The following is a 20052-nucleotide window of genomic DNA, read 5'->3' as shown; positions in this document are numbered from 1 at the left end:
CCGGAACGGAAGGTCGCAGTCACCCCGGGACGGGGCCGGAGCCGACCCGGACGCTCTCGTTCCGGCCGGGGTCCCGACAGTACGTCCGGACGCGGGCCGCGTGCCGCACACCCCCCGATTCCCGTACGGACAGGGCGAGTTGCCCGAATCACCCAGCCGCCCCCTCGCGGCGCCGACGGCACTCCCGGACGGGCCCCACCCTCCCGAACCGGCCGTGGAGAGGTGACGGACGATCACCGGACGGTCGACGAAATGTCCACGAAACGGTCAGCCCAACCCTGCTTGAACGATAATATTCAGCCAATCTCAGGGCGTGTTGAAACCCGGCGGCCGGGGGCTCGTCACATCAGGAGCCCCTTTTCGCCCCACTTCATTCCCCGGATCTTCTCGATTCCCCCGGATTCCTCCGACGCCTCCGGCGGGTCGCCGTCCGACCCGCCCGCCCCCTTCACCCCTCCCCGGAACGACTCCCCGGAACGGCCCCCGGGCCGCTCTCGGAGCGGCCCGGAAACCCGTTCCGCTTTCCACCCCCGCACCCGGCCGGCGCACCGGCCCACGCACGGTCCGGGAGGCGGTGCTCGCCCCCCGGACCGGTCCGCCGCCTGCGGGGAATGAGGCGGCAGTGTCCCCCAGCCCACTGAGTCCTGTTGCAGCGGGCCGACCCACGCAGCACCCATGCAAGCGCTCCCGAAACGGCCCGACGAGAGCGCACGGCCGGGCGCACGGCCACACACCAGGAGCACGTGCGGAGCTCGTCGAACGGCCCCGCCCCCACCTGTGAAAAGTGCTTCCGGAAGGCCCCCCGCACCGGCCGTCGAACAGGCCCGCGAACCCCGCCGGAGCACCCTGGCCCCCTCCCCCGGACCCGTGCCCGGACCTGCGCCCGCGCCCCGGTCCGGACCTCTTCCCGAGCCCCCTCCCCGCCCCTTTCCGCCCCCTCCCCCGGAACCGCTCCCGGACCCGCTTCCGCTCCTTCCCGGGCCGTCGCCCGGAGCGTCCGGAGCGGCGCCGCCGGCCCCTGCGGACCCGACGGACAACAATCCCGCCATACGGACGTCCGGCCCTTAACGGTAGGGATGCGGCGAACTACGCTGGGTTTACTGAAGGTTCTCTGCTGGAGGCATATTCCTCGGGGCTCGGCCAGATGCGTGTGCGACTGGAGTGCCGGGGGCCGTCGCTGGGGAGGACACGGTACGAATGCCGCGCGCCGCAACGGTGTCGCGGCGGCTGTCTGTGTGTCGAGGGGTGGCGCATGTCCAGGGAGCAACGAGGACCGAACGAGAAGCTCGGAACCGTTCTCGCCCTCGCGGGAATCAGCAACGCCGGGCTCGCCCGGCGGGTCAACGACCTCGGGGCGCAGCGCGGTCTGACACTTCGGTACGACAAGACCTCGGTGGCCCGGTGGGTCTCCAAGGGCATGGTGCCGCAGGGCGCCGCGCCCCATCTCATCGCGGCGGCGATCGGCGCCAAGCTCGGCCGGCCGGTCCCGCTGCACGAGATCGGGCTCGCGGACGCCGACCCGGCGCCCGAGGTCGGTCTGGCCTTCCCGCGCGACGTGGCCGAGGCGGTCCGTTCGGCCACCGAGCTGTACCGGCTGGATCTGGCCGGACGGCGGGCGGGCGGGGGCGGCATCTGGCAGTCGCTCGCGGGCTCGTTCTCGGTGAGCGCGTACGCGACGCCCGCGTCCCGCTGGCTGATATGTCCCGCCGACGCGACGGTGGAACGCGACGCGGCGGCGGCCACGACGGCCGCCCAGGGCGCACGGGGCGCACGTACGGGTGCAGGGGCGCAGGGTCCGCGGGGGAAGACGGCGAAGGACACCGAACCGGCGCCGGACACCGCTGCGCCGGCCGGCCCCCGCCCCCCGGGCGCCCGGAACGCCGGGACGCCGCCCTCCGGCACCCGGCCCCCCGGCACGCCGCCCGCATCCGGCGTGCAGCCGAGACCCGGGGCGCACGCGGCACTGAACGCCCAGGCGGCCCAGGCGGCGCTCGGCACGCTCGGGGCACTGGGGACCCGGCAGGCCCCGGCCATCCCCGTCCAGCCGCGCCCGGACACGGCACCCGGCGCCACCGCCCCGGCCGTACCCGGCACCGCCCCCGCCGCCGCTCCGGGGTCCGCCGGGATCGTCACCGGCGCCACCAGCGACATCTCCCCGCTGCGGGTCGGCCACAGCGACGTGGCCAAGCTGCGCGAGGCGGCCCAGGACGCGCGCCGCTGGGACTCCAAGTACGGCGGCGGCGACTGGCGCTCCTCGATGGTCCCCGAGTGCTTACGGGTCGACGCCGCGCCCCTGCTGCTCGGTTCGTACACCGACGAGGTGGGCCGCGCGCTCTTCGGCGCGGCGGCCGAACTGACCAGGCTCGCCGGGTGGATGGCCTTCGACACCGGCCAGCAGGAGGCCGCGCAGCGCTACTACATCCAGGCCCTGCGGCTCGCCCGGGCCGCGGCCGACGTGCCCCTCGGCGGCTACGTCCTCGCGTCGATGTCGTTGCAGGCGACGTACCGCGGCTTCGCCGACGAGGGGGTCGACCTCGCCCAGGCCGCCGTCGAGCGCAACCGGGGCCTCGCCACGGCCCGCACCATGAGTTTCTTCCGCCTGGTGGAGGCGCGCGCCCACGCCAAGGCGAACGACGCGGCCGCCGCGGGCTCCGCTCTGAAGGCGGCCGAGAGCTGGCTGGAGCGCTCCCGGGAGGGCGACGCCGATCCGTCCTGGCTGGGCTTCTACTCGTACGACCGGTTCGCGGCCGACGCCGCGGAGTGCCACCTCGACCTGAAGGCGCCCCGGCAGGTGCGGCGCTTCACCGAGCAGGCGCTGTCCCGGCCCACCGAGGAGTTCGTCCGCTCGCACGGGCTGCGGCTCGTGGTATCGGCGGTGGCCGAGCTGGAGTCGGGGAACCTGGACGCGGCCTGCGCGGCGGGCACCCGGGCGGTGGAGGTGGCGGGCCGGATCTCCTCGGCACGGACCACGGAGTACGTACGGGACCTGCTGCACCGGCTCGAACCGTACGGGCACGAGCCGCGCGTCGCCGAGCTGCGCGAGCGGGCCCGGCCGCTCCTGGTGGCACCCGCGTAACCCGTACGAGCACCCGCACGGACCGCACGGGAAGGGGGCGGGCCCCTCCCGTGCGTACCGCCCCTTCCCACACCCAGTCGGTACGGCGGCGGCCTCCATGGGGTTTGAGCGCGTTGTCAGTGGGTCAGTGCACTATCGGGGTGGGAGGTGGCGTGATGATGACGCACGCGGCGTACGACTGCGACGTGCTGGTGATCGGCGGCGGGATCGTCGGCCTGTCGACGGCGTACGCGATCACGCGCACCGCTCCGGGCACCCGGGTGACGGTGCTGGAGAAGGAGTGGGGCCCCGCCCGTCACCAGACCGGACGCAACAGCGGGGTGATCCACAGCGGCATCTACTACCGCCCCGGCTCGCTCAAGGCCCGCTACGCGGTCCGGGGCGCCGCCGAGATGGTCGACTTCTGCGCCGAGCACGGCATCGCGCACGCGGTGACCGGCAAGCTCATCGTCGCCACCGACCGGTCCGAGCTGCCCCGGCTGCACGCCCTGGTCCAGCGCGGCAGGCAGCACGGGCTGCCGGTGCGCGAGCTGGGCCCCGTCCAGATCGCCGAGCACGAACCCCATGTGAGCGGCCTCGCCGCGATCCGGGTCGGCACGACCGGGGTGTGCGACTTCGGCGCGGTCGCCGCCCGGTTCGCCGCCGAGGTGAGCGGGGCCGGCGGAGTCATCCGGTACGGGGCGGAGGTCACCGCGATCGACCGGCGCCCCTGGGGTGCGGCGGTGCGCACGGCGGACGGCGTGGTGGTGCGGGCCCGGGTGCTGGTGAACTGCGCGGGACTGCACTGCGACCGGGTGGCCCGGCTCGCGGGCGACGACCCCGGGGTGCGGATCGTGCCCTTCCGGGGGGAGTACTACGAGCTGGCGCGGCCCGAGCTGGTGCGCGGCCTGGTCTACCCGGTGCCCGACCCGGCGTTCCCGTTCCTCGGGGTGCACCTGACCCGGGGCCACGACGGCGGCGTCCACGTCGGGCCGAACGCGGTCCCGGCGCTGGCCCGCGAGGGGTACGGCTGGCCCGTCGTGCGCCCGCGCGAGCTGGCGGACACCCTGACCTGGCCCGGCACCTGGCAGATCGCCCGCAGACACTGGCGGTACGGGGCGGGCGAGGTGCGGCGTTCGCTGTCGCGGCACGCGTTCACCGAGGCCGTGCGGCGGCTGCTGCCCGAGGTGACGGAGGACGACCTGCGCCCCTCCCCGGCCGGGGTCAGGGCCCAGGCCGTGCTGCGCGACGGCACCCTGGTGGACGACTTCCTGATCCGCGAGGCCCCGCACACCGTCCATGTGCTGAACGCCCCGTCGCCCGCCGCGACCGCCTCGCTGCCCATCGGGCGGGAGGTGGCGCGCAGGGCGCTGCTGAGGGCACGGGAAACGGGATGGAGGCCGCCCGCCGTAGAATCAGGGCATTGTGTCTGAGCCCATGAACCCCTCCGAGAGCCTCTCCGGGAGCCCGGCCGGAAGCACCGCCGCGGACCTTCCTGCGAGCCCTTCCGCGAACCGTGCCGCGAGCCCCGGGGCCGGTTCCGCCGTGCCCGAGGCCGGTTCCGCCGAGCCCGGCCCCGCCGCCGGGATCCCGGACGAGCTGCGTGCCGCCGCCCTCGAACGGCAGCGCAGGCTGCGCCAGGAGCCGCGCTTCCCCGGCGGCCCCGCCGTCGATCCGGCCGGTTCGCACCACGAGCGCCGGATCCGCAGCTTCCAGCCCCGCCGCAGCCGGGTCACGCCCGGCCAGGAGGACGCCCTGCTGAGGCTCTGGCCCAAGTGGGGCCTGGACATCGACGGACAGCGCGTCCTGGACCTGCCCGAGCTGTTCGACGGGCTCCCGGTGGTGCTGGAGATCGGCTTCGGAATGGGCGAGGCCACCGCGCAGATGGCCGCCGACGACCCGGACACGGGCATTCTCGCCGTCGACGTGCACACCCCGGGCCAGGGCAACCTCCTCGGCCTCGCGGACCGCAACGGCCTGTCCAACATCCGGGTGGCCAACGGCGACGCGATCATCCTGCTGCGCGAGATGCTCGAACCGGAGTCGCTGGACGGGCTGCGGGTGTACTTCCCCGACCCGTGGCCCAAGAAGCGCCACCACAAGCGGCGGCTGATCCAGCCCGAGTTCCTGGACCTGGCGGCGCAGCGGCTGAAGCCGGGGGCCGTGATCCACTGCGCAACCGACTGGGAGCCGTACGCCGAGCAGATGCTGGACGTGCTGACCGCGCACCCCCGGTACGAGAACACCCGGGCGGACGGCGGCTACGCGCCCCGGCCCGCGTACCGGCCGCTGACCCGGTTCGAGGGGCAGGGGCTGGACAAGGGCCACGTCGTGCACGACCTGCTCTTCACCCGCCGCTGAACACCGCCGCGGGATTCCGTACGCCGCCCCCGCCGCTGAGCATCGCCTGCTGAGCCCTGCCTGCTGAGCACCGTCGCAGGGCCCCGTTCGCCGAGTGCCGCAGCCGGGCCCTGCCACTGAGCACCGCCGCAGGGTTCCGTTCGCCGAACCCTGCCCGCCGCCGAGCACCGTCGCAGGGCCTGCTGCCGGGGCCCGTCCGCGGGCCGGCGGGGGCCGGGCCCGCGTCCTCGCCCCATGGCCAGGTGTCGGTGCTGCTCGTTAGGGTCGTCGGGTGGTCTTCGACGGGTCTGTCCAGCAGCGGCAGTCACAGCCGGCCGTACCGCTCCTCGAGGAGAAGCGGGTCGGTGAGATCCTCGCTGCCGTTCCCGGGCGGGGGCACTGGCGCTACCGGCCGCGCCGCGTCGGCATGGTGTGGCGCAGCCGGGCGTTCCGCGTCACGGCCGTGTGCACGGTGCTCGCGCTCTGCGGGCTGGCGATCCTGGCCCTGGTCCGCGACCAGACGGGCACCGAGGGGTTCCTCGTCGGGCTGGGACTCGCCGTACTGCCCGTGCCGCTGCTGATGACGGCGTTCCGCTGGCTGGACCGGGTCGAGCCGGCCCCCTGGCGGAATCTGCTGTTCGCCTTCGCCTGGGGCGCGTTCGCCGCCGCCCTGGTCGCGATCCTCGCGAACTCGTTCGCGACCCGCTGGATAGCCACGGCCACCGCCGACCCGGCGGACGCCGACACCCTCGGTGCCACGGTCATAGCGCCGGTCGTCGAGGAGAGCGCCAAGGCCGCCGCGATACTGCTGGTCTTCCTGTTCCGGAGACGCGACTTCAACGGGATCGTCGACGGCGTCGTGACCGCCGGGTTCACCGCGAGCGGCTTCGCCTTCACCGAGAACATCCTCTACCTCGGCAACGCCTTCGACGAGGACCAGCAGGCGGGCACCGCCGGTGCCGTGTCGGTGACGGCCGCGACGTTCTTCGTACGGGTGGTGATGTCGCCGTTCGCGCACCCGCTCTTCACGGTGCTGACCGGCATCGGCTTCGGGATCGCCGCGACGATCGCCCGGCGCCGGCGTGTCCGCCGGGTCGTGCTGCCGCTGCTGGGCCTCGTCCTCGCCATGGGCATGCACGCGCTGTGGAACGGGTCGGCGACCTTCGGCCCGTACGGCTTCTACGCCGTGTACGGGCTGTTCATGGTCCCGGCCTTCGGGCTGGTGACCTGGCTGGCGATCTGGTCGCGCCACCGCGAACTGCGCACGCTCTGCGCCGAGCTGCCCGCCTACGCGGCGGCCGGCTGGCTGACCCCGGCGGAGCCGCTCGCCCTCTCCTCGATGCGGGCCCGCGGCCTGGCCCGTGACGAGGCCCGCCGTCGGCACGCCATCGCGGCACGGGGGCCGGTCCCGTACGGGGCGGGGTGGCCGGGGTACGGGCCGGTCGCCGTCCCCGCCCCGACGAGCGGGGACCTGGCCCGGGCCACGGCCCACGGCAAGGCGGCCGCCCGCACGGTCGCCGAGTACGAGTCGTTCGCCACGTCGCTGGCGTCGCTGCGGCTGCGGGCCCGGCGCGGGGCGGCCGAACCGGACTTCGCGGCGCGGGAGCTGGAGCTGCTGCACCACCTCTGGCAGCGCAGGGAGGTGGCCGTGCCCGCCCTCACGTACGCGGCGCAGGCCACGGGCCGGCTGCGCCCCCATCACCCGGCGCCGCCCCCGTACGCCGGGCCGTACCCCGCGCACGCCCCGTACGGCGGTCACCCCAACGGCCCCGGGCCGGGACACCACCCCTACCTGCCCCCGCGGTAGGACCACCGGGGTCTGTCCGGCCCCACCGGGTGACGAACCGTCCGCCCCGCCGACGGCGCGGGCGAGCGGCCGTGGACGGGGCGGGACGGGACTTCGCGTCAGGCGGACGCCTCGGTGAGTTCGGCCAGGTCCTGTTCGGTCAGCGCGAGGTCCGCGACGGCCACCAGGGCGGGCAGCTGCTCGACCGTGCGGGCCGAGGCGATCGGCGCGGCGACGGTCGGCCGGGACGCGAGCCAGGCCAGCGCGACGGTCGCGATCTGCGCGTCGTGCTCCCGGGCGACCTTGTCCAGCGCGGCCAGGACCTTCTGCCCCCGCTCCGACTCCAGGTACTGACCGGCGCTCTGGGCCCGCGCGCTGTCCACCACGGCGCCCGGCCGGTACTTGCCGGTGAGGAAGCCGGAGGCCAGGGCGTAGTACGGCACGGCGGCGAGCCCGGCGCGGGCGGCCGTGTCCTGGAGCTCGCCCTCGTAGGTGTCGCGGGAGACCAGGTTGTAGTGCGGCTGGAGGGCGACGTAGCGCGCCAGCCCCTCGCGCTCCGAGAAGTCCAGGGACGCCCGGAGCCGCTCGGCACTGAGGTTGGAGGCGGCGATCTCCCGGACCTTGCCCTCCTTCACCAGCTGGTCCAGGGCGGTGATGATCTCCTCGACCGGCACGGTCTCGTCGTCGAAGTGCGTGTAGTAGAGGTCGATGTGGTCGGTGCCGAGCCGGCGCAGCGACTCCTCGGCGGCGGCCTTGAGGGTGGCGGGGGAGAGCCCCTTGTACTCGGGGTGGGCGCCGCCCTTCGTGGCGACGACGATGTCGGAACGGTTGCCGCGCGCGGCGAGCCACTTGCCGATGACGGTCTCGGACTCGCCGCCCTTGTTGCCCGGCACCCAGGCCGAGTACACGTCGGCGGTGTCGATGAAGTTGCCCCCGGCCTCGACGTAGGCGTCCAGCACGGCGAACGACTGCGCCTCGTCGGCGGTCCAGCCGAAGACGTTGCCACCGAGCGCGAGCGGGAAGACCTGGAGGTCGGAGGAGCCCAGCTTACGAAGAGAAGTCATGAGTGGATCAACGAATTTCGACGGGCTCGTTGTTCCGGCGGGCCGCCGTTCCGGTGAGGCCGTTGCTCCGGTCAGACCCGTTGTTCCAGTCGGGACTGCCGTCCCAGTCGGGACTGCCGTCCCAGTCGGGGCCGCCGTTCCAGTCGGGACTGCCGTCCCAGTCGGGGCCGCCGTCCCGGTCGGGGCCGCCGTTCCAAGTTCCCCGGCCCGGGCCGCTCACGACGAACCGGCAGCCCTGACGTCGGGGGGTGAGCGTCAGGACTGCCGGGGTTCATGGCCGGTGGACCGGCTCGGGCGGCCTCAGATGTTGAGGCCCTTGCCGCGGAGCCAGGCCATCGGGTCGACGCCCGTGCCGTCGGGGGTGTGGATCTCCAGGTGGAGGTGCGGTCCGGTCACGTTGCCGGTCGCGCCGACCCGGCCGATGGTCTCGCCGGTGGTGACCTTCTGGCCGACGCCGACGCCGATCGAGGACTGGTGGCAGTACCAGATCTCCGTACCGTCCTCCAGCTCCAGCACCGTGCGGTAGCCGTACGAACCGGCCAGACCGGCCGACTTGATCGTGCCGCTGTGCACGGCCTTGACCGGGGTGCCGGTCGGGGCGGCGAAGTCGAGGCCGGTGTGGTGGCCGGAGGACCACATCGAACCGGCCTGCCCGAAGGTCGAGGTGATCGTGTACGAGAAGGTCGGAACGGCGTAGCTGGCGGCGAGCTTGGCGAGCCGCGCGGCCTCCGCCTTCTTCTTGGCCTCCTCCTCCGCCTTCTTCTTCTCGGCGGCGGCCTTGGCCTCGGCCGCGTCCTGCTGCTTCTTCGCCTCGGCGGCGGCCTTCTCCGCGGCCTTCTTCTCCTCGGCGGCCTTGGCCTCGGCGGCGGCCGCGTCCTGCTGCTGCTCGGCCTGCTGGAGGATGCGGGCGCGGAGCGCCTCGCCCGCGTCCGTCCTGCCCTGCTCGGCCTCGGCGACGGTGAGGCCGGCGGAGGTCAGCGGGGCGGAGGCGGTGACGTCCTCGGACGCGTCCTTGTCCGAGTCGTCGGAGAACAGGGCGCCCACGCCGGGAAGTGACGCGGCGTCGGGAAGGTTCTCCGTGATGGAGTCGGGGACGGAGATGGAGACCGCCGGCTTGCTCTGCGCGGTGGCCATGCCACCCGCGCCGACCGCCGCGATGACGCCGACGCCCAACACCGTGGAGCTGCGGGCGAGTCCGCTGCGCTGCTTGGCGACGCGGTGCCGGCCGCGCACGGGGCGGACGGACTCCTCGGTGGGGTTCCACTCCTCCAGGCTGCGCGCGGGCTCACCGCCGTTGCCGTCGGTACGGAAGCCGCCGCCGAAGTCGTCGTTGAAGTCACCGCCGAACTCGGTGGTGAGGTCGCCGCCGTGGCCGGTGTGGGGGTCTGCGCCGTAGTCGCCGCCGTACACCGTCGTCATCGTCCCGGTGGCCGCCGGATCGGAACCGGCGTCGGAGTCGGGACCGCGCTGCGCGGGGAAGTCGGCGCCGAAGCCGTAGTCGGGGGTGAACCAGGACGGGGCCTCGGGGGCAGGCTTGTTGGACGCCACGGGGGCGCACTCCTTTCCTTCCTTCTCGCCTACCGGGTTAGCTGACGGGTTCGGAGCAGGAAGGTCTCCTACGGGCCCCTCTGCCTCTCACGAGACACAGGCGTCCGATTCACCCCATATAGGTGGTTCCCCGGTTCCCTTGCGGAATTCGGCGCTCGCGCACGGTGCCGCCACTGGCGACGGCTGGGACGACCGCACTGCGTTATCGAACGTTAATAGACACCGGGGCCGCTTTCCAAGCCGTTCCCACTGATCGTTCATGTCTTTGGCCAGGACTTTACGGGACATAACCTAATGAAAATGTACGAGTTGACCGACTCTCAGTCATTACCCTGATTCTGACGTTGCGTCAAACGTTATGCGGAGCGACGCCCTTCGATCACGCACGGTGGCACTGCGGGCGGAAGGAACGGAACCGGTCCCCCGCGCCCCGCCCCTCACGCCTCCTCCAGGCCGACGATCCGCACGGTCCTGCGCCGGTCCGGCTGCCTCTCCGCCGGACACATGACCGCGAGCAGCGCCATGTCGTCGGTCGTCTCGCCGCCCGTGTGCAGACGCACGTCGTCGGTCAGCGCGGACAACAGTTCTTCGGGCCCCGGGAAGATCCGCCCGCGCAGCCGTTCCGCCGGGTCGTAGAAGACCCCTTCGGCGTTCCGCGCCTCGGAGAGGCCGTCCGTGTACAGGAGCAGGGTCGCCCCGGCCGGCAGGTCCCACTCGTCCGTCCGCTGCGGCCACGCACCCAGGTCCATCCCGAGCGGCAGCGCGGGCTCGGTGGGCCTCAGCACCTCCAGCGCCCCGTCGGGATGCAGCAGGATCGGTTCGGGGTGGCCGCGGTTGACGACGCACACCCGGGACAGCCCGGACGGGATCTCGGCCAGCACGGCGGTGATGAACCCCTCCAGCACGTCGAGCCCGCCCCGCCTCGCCTCCTCCCGCGCCAGCGCCCGCTCCAGCCGCCGCGCGACGCCCGCCAGTGAGCGCTCCTGCTCGGCCGCCTCGCGGAACGCCCCGATGACCACCGCCACCGTCCCCACGGCTTCGAGGCCCTTGCCCCGCACGTCCCCGACCACCAGCCGCACCCCGTACGGGGTGTCCGTCACGGCGAACAGGTCGCCGCCGACGAACTCGTCCGCCTGCGCCGCCACGTACCGCGCCGCCACGTGCAGTCCGCCGATCCGCTCGGACGGCTTCGGCAGCACCGCGCGCATGGCGGTCTCCGCGATGACCCGTGCGGAGGCCAGCTGCTCGTTGCCGCGCCGCACCACCGCGTTGATCACGACCGCGAGGACCGAGACGGTGGCCAGGGTCAGCAGCTCGATCAGCGGCACCACTTCGGGCAGCGTGCTGCTGGACAGCCGCAGCGCGATGACGGCCAGCGTCGAGGCGACACCGGTGCAGACGGTGCTGGACAGCGAGAAGAACGGGGCGGCGATCAGCGGCGCCGCGACGAACAGCGGGATGGCGGTGAAGACCGGCGGCGTGAAGGCGTCGAACACCAGCCCGCCGAAGATCATCAGGGCGGGCAGTGCCCGCACGAACCGCCGGGTGCCGACGCCGCCCCCGGCGTGCCCGCCGGGCCGCTGTTCCCGCTTCCACACCACCCGTTGGTCTCCTGCCCGGTACGTCCGCGGCTGCGGACGGAACCGCGCCCCGCCCCCAGACTCCCCGGAACGGCACGACGCGGCGACCGCTCGTCGGCCAACGGAGGGACCCGGGCGGGGCACGAAACGAGTCAGGCCCGGCACGCTGCATGCGTGCCGGGCCTGACTCTTCAGTAGCGGGGACAGGATTTGAACCTGCGACCTCTGGGTTATGAGCCCAGCGAGCTACCGAGCTGCTCCACCCCGCGTCGGTGAACACCACTCTACGCCATTCCCGGGACGCTCATGACCACTCGGGTCCCCCCGGGCTTCACCCGGGCCACATCCGGCACACGGACCGACCCCGCGCCCCACGCCCCACGCCGACGAACGAGGACCCGGCTCCCGTACGGGCCCGCCGCGGGACAGCGCGCACACACCCATATGCAGTGATATGACTGATTTCACCTACCGGCCGACCGAGGCGACACCATCGCACTGATCGGGAGCGAACCGTGGACGACTACTCGTTGCTCGACCTCTTCTGGACCATGCTCTGGTTCTTCCTCTGGGTCATGTGGCTGTTCCTGCTCTTCAAGGTCATCACGGACATCTTCCGCAGCCACGACCTCAGCGGCTGGGGCAAGGCGGGCTGGCTGGTCCTGACACTCCTGCTGCCGTACATCGGGGTGCTGGTGTACGTGATCGTGCGCGGCAAGTCCATGAGCCGGCGGGACATCAAGGAGGTCCAGGACCGGGACGCGGCCTTCAAGGCGTACGTACGGGAGGTGGCGGGCACCTCGGGCGGGGACGGCCCGAAACACGGCGGCCACGTCGACGACCTGGCGAAGCTCGCCGACCTCAGGGACCGGGGCGCCCTCACGGAGGAGGAGTACCAGCGCGCGAAGACGAAGCTCCTCGTCTGAGCCGGGGGGGCAGGCCACCCGTACCTCCTCGTCCGGACCGGGACGCCGGTACCTCCTCGTCCAGGACGTGACACCCGCACCCCTCGTCCGGGTCGGAACCGCCCGTACCTCCTCGTCCGGACCGGGACGGGCCCGCACCGCCCCCCATCCCCCGCCGCCGCCCCGGGCGCGCATGTCTCCCTCCGCCCGCCCCGGCGGGCTGGCAGGGTCGCTGGGCCGGGCGGAGGCTGGAGACATCAGCCCACGGCGGCCTTCCCGTCCGCGGCTCCCGGGCACCGGGGCCCCGGCCTCCCCCGCCGGGTGCCGGGCGGGGCGCGACCGCCATCCCGACCTCGACGCACGAGGGGGTGGCCAGGCCATGAACCGCACCACACCCGTACCCCTGGACGCGATGCGGACCGCGTTGCGCGGCCCCGTCATCGGCCCGCAGGATCCGGAGTACCGCCCGGCCGGCACGATCTACAACGCCATGATCGACAGACGTCCCGCGGCGGTGGTCCGGTGCGCCGACACGGCGGACGTCATGGCCGCGGTCGACTTCCTCCGCGACGAGGGACTCGTGGTCGCCGTCCGCGGCGGCGGCCACAGCGGGGCGGGCCTCTGCCTGGTGGACGACGGCGTCACCATCGACCTCTCGCCCATGCGCTGGGCCCACGTCGACCCGGAAGCGCGCACGGCCACGGTCGGCGGCGGCAGCACCCTCGGCGACCTCGACCACGCGGCCCACGCCTTCGGGCTGGCCACCCCCTCCGGCATCCTCTCGACCACCGGCGTCGGCGGCCTCACCCTGGGCGGCGGCCACGGCCACCTCACCCGCAAGTACGGGCTGACGATCGACAACCTGCTGGCCGCGGAGGTCGTCCTGGCCGACGGGACCCCGGTGACGGCGAGCGACACCTCCCACCCCGACCTGTTCTGGGCGCTGCGCGGCGGCGGCGGGAACTTCGGCATCGTCACCTCCTTCACCTTCCGGATGCACCCGGTGGACACCGTGGGCGTCGCCGTCACGCTCTGGCCGGCCGCCCGGATCCACGACGTGCTGCGCTGGTACCGCGACTTCCTGCCCCGGGCCACCGAGGACCTCAACGGCTTCTTCGCCTCGCTCACCGTGCCGCCGGGGCCGCCGTTCCCGGAGGAGATCCACGGCCGGCGGATGTGCGGTGTCGTGTGGTGCTGGACGGGCGACCCCGAGCTGCTGGAAACCACCCTCAAGCCCGTCGAGGACCCCGGAACGCCCGCCTTCCACTTCACGGCGCCGATGCCCTACCCCGCCCTGCAGTCCCTGTTCGACGCCCTGCTTCCCCCCGGCCTGCAGTGGTACTGGCGCGGCAACTTCTTCGACCGGATCACCGACGAGGCCGTCGACGTGCACGCCGAGTACGCCGAGCGCCTCCCCACCGACCTGTCGACCATGCACCTGTACCCGGTCGACGGCGCCGCCCACCGGCCCGGCCCCGGCGACACGGCCTGGGCCTACCGGGACGCGGTCTGGTCCGGCGTCATCGCGGGCATCGACCCCGATCCGGACAACGCCGGAAGGCTCCGGCAGTGGTGCGTGGACTACTGGGAGGCACTGCACCCGCACTCCATGGGCGGCACGTACGTGAACTTCATCGGCGCGGGCGAGACCCCGGACCGGGTACGGGCCACCTACCGCGACCACTACGACCGCCTCGCGGCCGTCAAGCGGACCTACGATCCGCACAACTTCTTCCACGCCAACCAGAACATCGAACCGGCGGCCCGACCCGGGGTCCGGCGGAGGGCCCCGGCATCGTCCGATCGGCTGACCCCGGCGTCATCCGTCGGGGGTCGCGAGGGAAGCCCGTAGGGCGACCGGGGCGGGGCGGGTCCGGCCCGAGGATGGATCTCGGAGCGGGAACGCAGAGATTCCCGAACCCCCGGCCGAACCCGAGGAGTCGTTGACCATGAAGAAGCTGTCGCTGCGCACCCGCGTCCTGACCGGTGCCGTCGTCACCGCCGCCGTCGCGGGCACGTTCGGAGTCGTCTCCGCCAACGCCGCGGCCCCGGCCGCCGCGCCCGCCGCCGCCGTCAAGGCCGACGCCGCCGACAAGAACCTCACGCACTCCACGCACCTGACGATCGAGGCCGCGACGAAGGCCGCGCGGGCGACGCTGGACGCCGCCGAGAAGGAGAACCAGCGCGTCTCGGTCGCCGTCGTCGACCGCAACGGCAACACCGTCGTCACCCTGCGCGGCGACGGCGCGGGCCCGCAGTCCTACGAGTCGGCCGTGAAGAAGGCCTACACCGCCGTCTCCTGGAACGCCCCCACCTCCGAACTGGTCAAGCGCCTGGAGAACGCTCCGACGCTGAAGGACATCCCCGGCACCCTCTTCCTCGGCGGCGGCGCCCCCGTCACCACGAAGGGCGCCCCGATCGCGGGCATCGGCGTCGCCGGCGCCCCGTCCGGCGACCTGGACGAGAAGTTCGCCCGGGCCGGCGTGGCCGCCCTCGGCCGGTAACGGCCCCCGAACGCCGGCGGCACCCGATCCCCCCGTACGGGTGCCGCCGGCCCCTCCGCACACGACGAACGCCCCGACCGGACGGAACCGGTCGGGGCGTTCGGAGTACGGGTGGGAGGGACGAACCGCTCCCCCGCCATCGGTAGGCCGTGTGGGACTCGAACCCACAACCAACGGATTAAAAGTCCGCTGCTCTGCCAATTGAGCTAACGGCCCTCGGCGAATCACCCCTGAGCATAGCCCGCCGGAACCCGGCCGCCGATCGGGTATCGGTTACCGGGCCCGTCATGGCGGAAACCTGATGCTTCGAAGGGGGCTTCCGGCCGCCGAGGCACGGCCGCCGGAAGCCCCTCGGGTCGCCGGCCGCCGGAAGCCCCTCGGGTCAGAAGATTCCCTTGTAACCCTGCCACCCGGTGGCGATCTTCGTGCGCGAGCCGAACGATCCCTTGCCGTTGCCGTTGTTGCGGAAGAGGTTGCCCGAGCTGTCCCGCTCGACGATGTCGGCCTTCCCGTCGCCGGTGATGTCGCCGACCCCGACGATGACGTCGTACGACCTTCCCCACGCGGCGAAGACCTTCACCCGCTCCTTCAGCCTGCCGCTCGCGGTGCCGTCGTAGCGGTAGAGCGTGCCGTCCTTCTTGTCGTGGGCGAGCACGTCCCCGTATCCGTCGCCGTTGAGGTCTCCGGCGCCCACGACCTTCGAGTAGCCCTTCCAGGCCGAGCGGATCTTCACCCCGGGCTTCAGCCTGCCCTTCCCGTCGTCGGCGAAGAGGTGGATGTCGCCGGTCGACGCCTTGCGCGCGAGCAGGTCGGGGCGTCCGTCACCGGTCAGGTCGCCGGGCACGGTCAGGATGTCGTACGCGTTCCAGCCGGTGCCCAGCGAGGTGTGGCCGCTGCCCGGCGTGTACGAGTTGCCGCACTTGCCGTTGTACCGGCGCAGTTCCCCGTTCGGCATCCGTACGAGCATCTCGGCGCACCGGTCGCTGCCCATGTCCCCGAACGGGACCGCGACCGTGCCCTTGGGCCAGCCGGCGCCGGAGCGCTTCCAGTCGAACTTCCCCTTGCCCTCGGTGTAGTGCAGGGTCAGTTCGCCGACGGAGTTGAGCGTGACCAGTTCGCCGAAGTCGCTGCCGCCCTGGTCGTGGTGGCCCTGGAGACCGCCGCCGACCGAGATCTTCCCGCTGGTGGTGTACGTGCCGCCGCCCTTGACGGCCTTGGCGGTCAGCGTCCAGGTGTGGAGCTCGTTGTGGACGTGGGTGCCCTTGTCCGTCCGGCCGTCCCAGTTGACCTCGACCTCGGCGCCGGGGCCGCCGGTGAGGGTACGGACGGTGCGTCCGCGCAGGTCCTTCACCACGAAGGTCCAGGTCGCGGGCGCGTTGAGCTGCCAGCTGCTCTCCCAGCTCCGGCTGCCCTCCTTGCTCTTGAGGTCGACGGACCCGGCGTCGAGGTCCGATTCGATCTTCGCCAGCGGCTGCGTGGGCACCCCGCTCGGCACGATCCGGATCGCCTTGTCCGGGCCGACGTACGCGATGTCGCCGCCGAACTTGTCCACGGCCCAGGTCAGCCGCCGCTGGTCGACGGTGCCGCCCGCGGGCAGGTCCGCGATCTCCCTGGGCGGTGCGACCGTCCCGGTGTGGAAGTCGGTGAGCAGCAGCTTCCCGGCGGTGCGGTCGTGCCGGACGAGGTAGCCGTCGCCGACGAGCGCGGCGCCGGACGGCACGGTGACGCTCTTCTTCGCCGTACGGTCGTAGACCCCGGCGGCGCCGTCCGGGCCGCAGTTCCAGTAGATCCAGCGGCCGACCGTCTGGAGCTCCTCGAGCACGCACGGGGCGCCGGTGGTGACGGTCTGGACGACCTTCTTCTGTTCGAGGTCGGTCGCGGTGACCACGCCGGCGGTGGAGGCCGCCGTCCACAGCGCCGAGCCCCAGACCGAGGCGGCGGTGATGGGCCGCGTCATCCGCACGTCCGCCCGGCGGACCCCGAGGGCGTCGATGTACTGCTTGCCGGTCGACGCCGCCTCGTAGACGAAGTAGCGTCCGGTCGCGTCCACGAACCGGCCACCGGTCACCGCGGGTTCCTCGGAGCTGTGGTGCGTGTTCCCCGTCGTCCAGATCTGGGCGCGTTCCTTGCCGTCGTCGACGAAGAAGCGGCCCAGGTGGCCGTTGCCGGTGGCGCGCAGGAGCACGCAGTCACCGGCGTCGCACGGCACGCTCTTCGCGTGCGCTCCGGTCGCATAGCCGTCCACGTACCCCATCGAGACGGGGGCGCCCACCGTCGTCCCGCCCGGGGAGATCCGGCGGGCGAGCGCGTACCGCGGTCCGCTCGGGGCGATTTCCACCGTGTTCAGCACTCCGCCGGAGAAGTCGATGCCCCAGACGCCGCTCGTCGCGATGGGTGCCGGCGCGTCCGCGGCGACGGCGTTCGGCACCGTGCCGAGACCGGCCGCGGCCACGGTGAGGGCGGCCAGCGCCGCGATACGGCGCCGGGCGCCACGACCGGGTGAAGAAGCAAGGCGAGCCAAAAGGGTCAGTCCTCCCCAAAATGCCCGAAGGCATGAAGACACAAAGACACGAAGATGCAAGGACGCAAAGACACGCAGGGCCCGAAGACACACAGGGCACAGGTGATCAACGGCGGTCCACCGCAAAGGAATTACGCAAAGCCCGCAAAGCCCCCCGGCCCCGCCCCCGCTCAAGTCGCCGGATGCTAGCAGCAGTTGCTCGTGTGTGGGAAGCGAAAAGAAAAGCGGGCCCGCTCGTGAAGAGCGGGCCCGCTTTCCGCAGACCGTTCAGCGGACCCTCGGCGGGTCCTCACGGTGTTCAGCCGTTGCGCTTCCAGCGCGGCTTGTCGTCACGGCGGCCGAAGGAGCCGGTGCCGCCGCGGTGGTCGTCACGGCGGCCGGTCGGACGGTCGCCGCCGGAGCGGAAGCCGCCGGAGGGACGGTCGTCACGACGGTCGCGGTTGAACGGACGGTCGCTGCCGCCGGAGCGGAAGCCGCCCGACGGACGGTCGTCGCGACGGTCCCGGTTGAACGACGGGCGGTCGTTGTCACGGCGGTCGAAGGAGCGGCCACCGCGGTCGTCCCGGCGGTCGTGGGAGCGGAAGCCGCCCGACGGACGGTCGTCACGGCGGTCCCGGTTGAACGAGGGACGGTCGTTGTCACGGCGGTCGCGGTTGAACGACGGACGGTCGTCACGGCGCTGGAAGCCCCGGTCGCCACCGCGGTCGTCACGACGGTCCCGGTTGAACGACGGGCGGTCGTTGTCACGGCGGTCGCGGTTGAACGACGGACGGTCGTCACGGCGCTGGAAGCCCCGGTCGCCACCGCGGTCGTCACGACGGTCCCGGTTGAACGACGGGCGGTCGTTGTCACGGCGGTCGTACCCGCGGTTGTCCCGGCGCTCGAAGTTGCCGCGCTCGTCGCGACGGTCCTCGCGGGCGGGCTGCTCCGGCACGGAGACGGCGGCCTCCAGAGCGGCCTCCGCCTCGGCCGTGGCCTCGGCCACCGCGGCCTCGGGGTCCTCGCCCCGCTCGCGCGCGGCCCGGGCGACGAGGCGGTCGGCCTCCTCGCGCAGCTCACCGGCACGGCGCTGGACGCGCTCCAGCTGCTTGGTCAGCTCGGCGACCTCGCGCTCGGCCTGCTTGGCGGCGTTGCTCGCGGAGTCGGCCTGCACCTCGGTCAGCGAACGGGCACCGGTGATCTCGGCGACCTCCGGGTCGAAGGCGCCCGCGCCGCCGACGATGTGGCGCGAGGCGTCGACGCCCGCGTCCTCCATCAGGCGGAAGATCTGGCGGCGCTGGTGCGGCAGCGCCAGCGACACGACCACACCGGACTTGCCGGCCCGCGCGGTACGGCCCGAGCGGTGCAGGTAGTCCTTGTGGTCGCCGGCCGGGTCCACGTTCAGGACCAGGTCGATGCCGTCGACGTGGATGCCGCGGGCGGCGACGTCTGTCGCGACGAGCGCGTTGACGTAGCCGTCCTTGAAGTCGGCGAGCACCCGGGTGCGGGCGCCCTGCGTCATGCCGCCGTGCAGCGCGTCCGCCTTGACGCCCGCCTCGACGAGCTGCTCGGCGATGCGGTCGGCGCCCAGCTGGGTGCGGACGAAGATGATGGTGCGGCCCTTGCGGGCGGCGATGGCGGAGGTGACCGGCGCCTTGTCCTTCGGCTTCACGACGAGGACGTGGTGCGTCATGGTCGTGACGTTGCCCTGGGCGCTGTCGACCTCGTGGCTCACCGGGTTGTCCAGGTAGCGCTTGACCAGCGTGCCGATCTCGTTCTCCATCGTGGCGGAGAAGAGCATCCGCTGGCCGCCGGCCGGGATCTGGTCGAGCAGCTCGGTGACCTCGGGCAGGAAGCCCAGGTCGGACATCTGGTCGGCCTCGTCGAGGACGGCGACCTGGACGTTCTCCAGGGAGCAGGCGCCCCGGTTGATGATGTCGCGCAGCCGGCCCGGGGTGGCGACGAGGATGTCGACGCCGCGCTCCAGGGCGTAGATCTGGTTGCCCATCGACGTACCGCCGCAGACGACCTTCATCTTCAGGCCGAGCACGTCGCCGTACGGCTGGAGGGCGTCCGCGACCTGCATCGCGAGCTCGCGGGTCGGGGTCAGGATGACCGCGCGGGGCTTCTTCTTCTCGGTGTGGCCGCCGGCCAGCGCGGCCAGGGTCGGCAGACCGAAGGAGAGGGTCTTGCCGGAGCCGGTGCGGCCGCGGCCCAGGATGTCCTTGCCGGCCAGGGCGTCCGGGATGGTCGCGGCCTGGATCGGGAAGGGCTCCGTCACACCGTTCTGCGCGAGCTTGCGGACGATGCCCTCGGGCAGGCCCAGGTCGGCGAAGGTGACGGTCGGCTCGGCGTCCGCGTCGGCGGCGTCGGTGTCGGCCTGCTCGGCCAGGGGGGCGTCCGCCTCGATCGAGTCGGCGGACTCGGCGACGACGGCCTCCGCGGCCTCGACGAGCTCGTCGTTCTCGATGCTCTCGGGCATGACGGTGCGGTCAGAACTGGAAATTGACATGCGAAATGCGAAACCTTCCGGAGTCTCGGCACGCGCCCGTAACTCCGTGATTCGCAATTTCGACCGCCTCAATGCGGTCCAGCCACGGCAAGGGAGAGTACGCGCCACACGGCGCGCTTCTGTTTCGGCGCCGGGCAATGGGATCAAACGATCTACTACCATACGGGCTCCCTCCCCCATTGCGCAAACCGGCCCCCTCCGGCCCCCCGCTACACCGGCCTCACCTGCGGCGATGCCTCCGGGGTCCGCAGCACCGCC

The 20052-nt window shown here is 72.8% G+C and carries 13 protein-coding genes, 2 tRNA genes and 1 riboswitch; of the genes, 7 read left to right on the top strand and 8 right to left on the bottom strand.

Going from position 1 to position 20052, the window contains the following annotated elements; all coding sequences use genetic code 11:
* The first annotated feature begins 1252 nt into the window (after positions 1-1252).
* The 4 genes from OCT49_RS18455 (at position 1253) to OCT49_RS18440 (ending at position 7202) form a co-directional block, all read left to right on the top strand.
* Entirely contained in the window at positions 1253-3076 is a 1824-nt protein-coding gene (locus OCT49_RS18455) for an NsdA family TPR-like regulatory protein (RefSeq protein ID WP_283852965.1), read from the top strand.
* A gap of 155 nt (positions 3077-3231) precedes the next feature.
* Positions 3232-4488: an L-2-hydroxyglutarate dehydrogenase gene (lhgD, locus tag OCT49_RS18450; protein ID WP_283852964.1), complete on the top strand. Its 1257-nt coding sequence runs from the start codon at positions 3232-3234 to the stop codon at positions 4486-4488.
* A gap of 4 nt (positions 4489-4492) precedes the next feature.
* The gene (trmB, locus tag OCT49_RS18445) at positions 4493-5416 is read left to right on the top strand and encodes a tRNA (guanosine(46)-N7)-methyltransferase TrmB (protein ID WP_283855842.1); all 924 of its coding nucleotides are present in this window, start codon (positions 4493-4495) and stop codon (positions 5414-5416) included.
* A gap of 406 nt (positions 5417-5822) precedes the next feature.
* Positions 5823-7202, top strand: coding sequence for a PrsW family intramembrane metalloprotease (locus OCT49_RS18440; protein ID WP_502963481.1), 1380 nt, complete (start codon positions 5823-5825; stop codon positions 7200-7202).
* 98 nt (positions 7203-7300) lie between these two features.
* Here the strand turns inward: OCT49_RS18440 and OCT49_RS18435 are convergent, their stop codons facing one another.
* The 5 genes from OCT49_RS18435 to OCT49_RS18415 all read right to left on the bottom strand — a co-directional run bounded on the left by OCT49_RS18435 (position 7301) and on the right by OCT49_RS18415 (position 11642).
* Positions 7301-8245 carry an aldo/keto reductase gene (locus tag OCT49_RS18435; protein WP_283852962.1) on the bottom strand — a complete coding sequence of 315 codons (945 nt, stop codon included), beginning with the start codon at positions 8243-8245 and terminating at the stop codon, positions 7301-7303.
* Between the two features lie 7 nt (positions 8246-8252).
* The gene (locus OCT49_RS18430) at positions 8253-8465 is read right to left on the bottom strand and encodes a hypothetical protein (protein ID WP_283852961.1); all 213 of its coding nucleotides are present in this window, start codon (positions 8463-8465) and stop codon (positions 8253-8255) included.
* A gap of 80 nt (positions 8466-8545) precedes the next feature.
* Positions 8546-9793: a M23 family metallopeptidase gene (locus tag OCT49_RS18425; RefSeq protein WP_283852960.1), complete on the bottom strand. Its 1248-nt coding sequence runs from the start codon at positions 9791-9793 to the stop codon at positions 8546-8548.
* 11 nt (positions 9794-9804) lie between these two features.
* Positions 9805-9957: riboswitch (cyclic di-AMP (ydaO/yuaA leader) on the bottom strand.
* A 273-nt stretch (positions 9958-10230) separates the two neighbouring features.
* Positions 10231-11394, bottom strand: coding sequence for a PP2C family protein-serine/threonine phosphatase (locus tag OCT49_RS18420; protein WP_283852959.1), 1164 nt, complete (start codon positions 11392-11394; stop codon positions 10231-10233).
* Between the two features lie 174 nt (positions 11395-11568).
* Positions 11569-11642: transfer RNA gene (locus OCT49_RS18415), tRNA-Met, on the bottom strand.
* Positions 11643-11888: 246 nt separating this feature from the next.
* Here OCT49_RS18415 and OCT49_RS18410 point away from each other — a divergent pair.
* The 3 genes from OCT49_RS18410 to OCT49_RS18400 all read left to right on the top strand — a co-directional run bounded on the left by OCT49_RS18410 (position 11889) and on the right by OCT49_RS18400 (position 14782).
* The gene (locus OCT49_RS18410; RefSeq protein WP_283852958.1) at positions 11889-12299 is read left to right on the top strand and encodes an SHOCT domain-containing protein; all 411 of its coding nucleotides are present in this window, start codon (positions 11889-11891) and stop codon (positions 12297-12299) included.
* Positions 12300-12657: 358 nt separating this feature from the next.
* Positions 12658-14130, top strand: a complete 1473-nt coding sequence (locus OCT49_RS18405; protein WP_283852957.1) for an FAD-binding oxidoreductase — start codon at positions 12658-12660, stop codon at positions 14128-14130.
* Between the two features lie 97 nt (positions 14131-14227).
* Positions 14228-14782 carry a GlcG/HbpS family heme-binding protein gene (locus tag OCT49_RS18400; RefSeq protein WP_283852956.1) on the top strand — a complete coding sequence of 185 codons (555 nt, stop codon included), beginning with the start codon at positions 14228-14230 and terminating at the stop codon, positions 14780-14782.
* 143 nt (positions 14783-14925) lie between these two features.
* On the opposite strand, the gene OCT49_RS18395 is transcribed toward OCT49_RS18400, so the two are convergent.
* The 3 genes from OCT49_RS18395 to OCT49_RS18385 form a co-directional block, all read right to left on the bottom strand.
* Positions 14926-14998, bottom strand: a tRNA-Lys gene (locus OCT49_RS18395).
* A 166-nt stretch (positions 14999-15164) separates the two neighbouring features.
* Positions 15165-17303, bottom strand: a complete 2139-nt coding sequence (locus tag OCT49_RS18390; RefSeq protein ID WP_283852955.1) for an FG-GAP-like repeat-containing protein — start codon at positions 17301-17303, stop codon at positions 15165-15167.
* A gap of 298 nt (positions 17304-17601) precedes the next feature.
* Positions 17602-19764, bottom strand: coding sequence for a DEAD/DEAH box helicase (locus OCT49_RS18385; protein WP_283852954.1), 2163 nt, complete (start codon positions 19762-19764; stop codon positions 17602-17604).
* Positions 19765-20052 lie beyond the last annotated feature (288 nt).

Source organism: Streptomyces sp. ML-6 (assembly GCF_030116705.1).
Taxonomy (GTDB): domain Bacteria; phylum Actinomycetota; class Actinomycetes; order Streptomycetales; family Streptomycetaceae; genus Streptomyces.
This window is presented reverse-complemented; position numbering and strand designations above follow the sequence as displayed.

Coding starts and splice junctions, on each gene's coding strand:
- OCT49_RS18435 (WP_283852962.1), bottom strand. CDS start 8,245: ATGACTTCTCTTCGTAAGCTGGGCTCCTCCGACCTCCAGGTCTTCCCG.
- OCT49_RS18400 (WP_283852956.1), top strand. CDS start 14,228: ATGAAGAAGCTGTCGCTGCGCACCCGCGTCCTGACCGGTGCCGTCGTC.
- OCT49_RS18385 (WP_283852954.1), bottom strand. CDS start 19,764: ATGCCCGAGAGCATCGAGAACGACGAGCTCGTCGAGGCCGCGGAGGCC.
- OCT49_RS18405 (WP_283852957.1), top strand. CDS start 12,658: ATGAACCGCACCACACCCGTACCCCTGGACGCGATGCGGACCGCGTTG.
- lhgD (WP_283852964.1), top strand. CDS start 3,232: ATGATGACGCACGCGGCGTACGACTGCGACGTGCTGGTGATCGGCGGC.
- OCT49_RS18440 (WP_502963481.1), top strand. CDS start 5,823: ATGGTGTGGCGCAGCCGGGCGTTCCGCGTCACGGCCGTGTGCACGGTG.
- OCT49_RS18455 (WP_283852965.1), top strand. CDS start 1,253: ATGTCCAGGGAGCAACGAGGACCGAACGAGAAGCTCGGAACCGTTCTC.
- trmB (WP_283855842.1), top strand. CDS start 4,493: ATGAACCCCTCCGAGAGCCTCTCCGGGAGCCCGGCCGGAAGCACCGCC.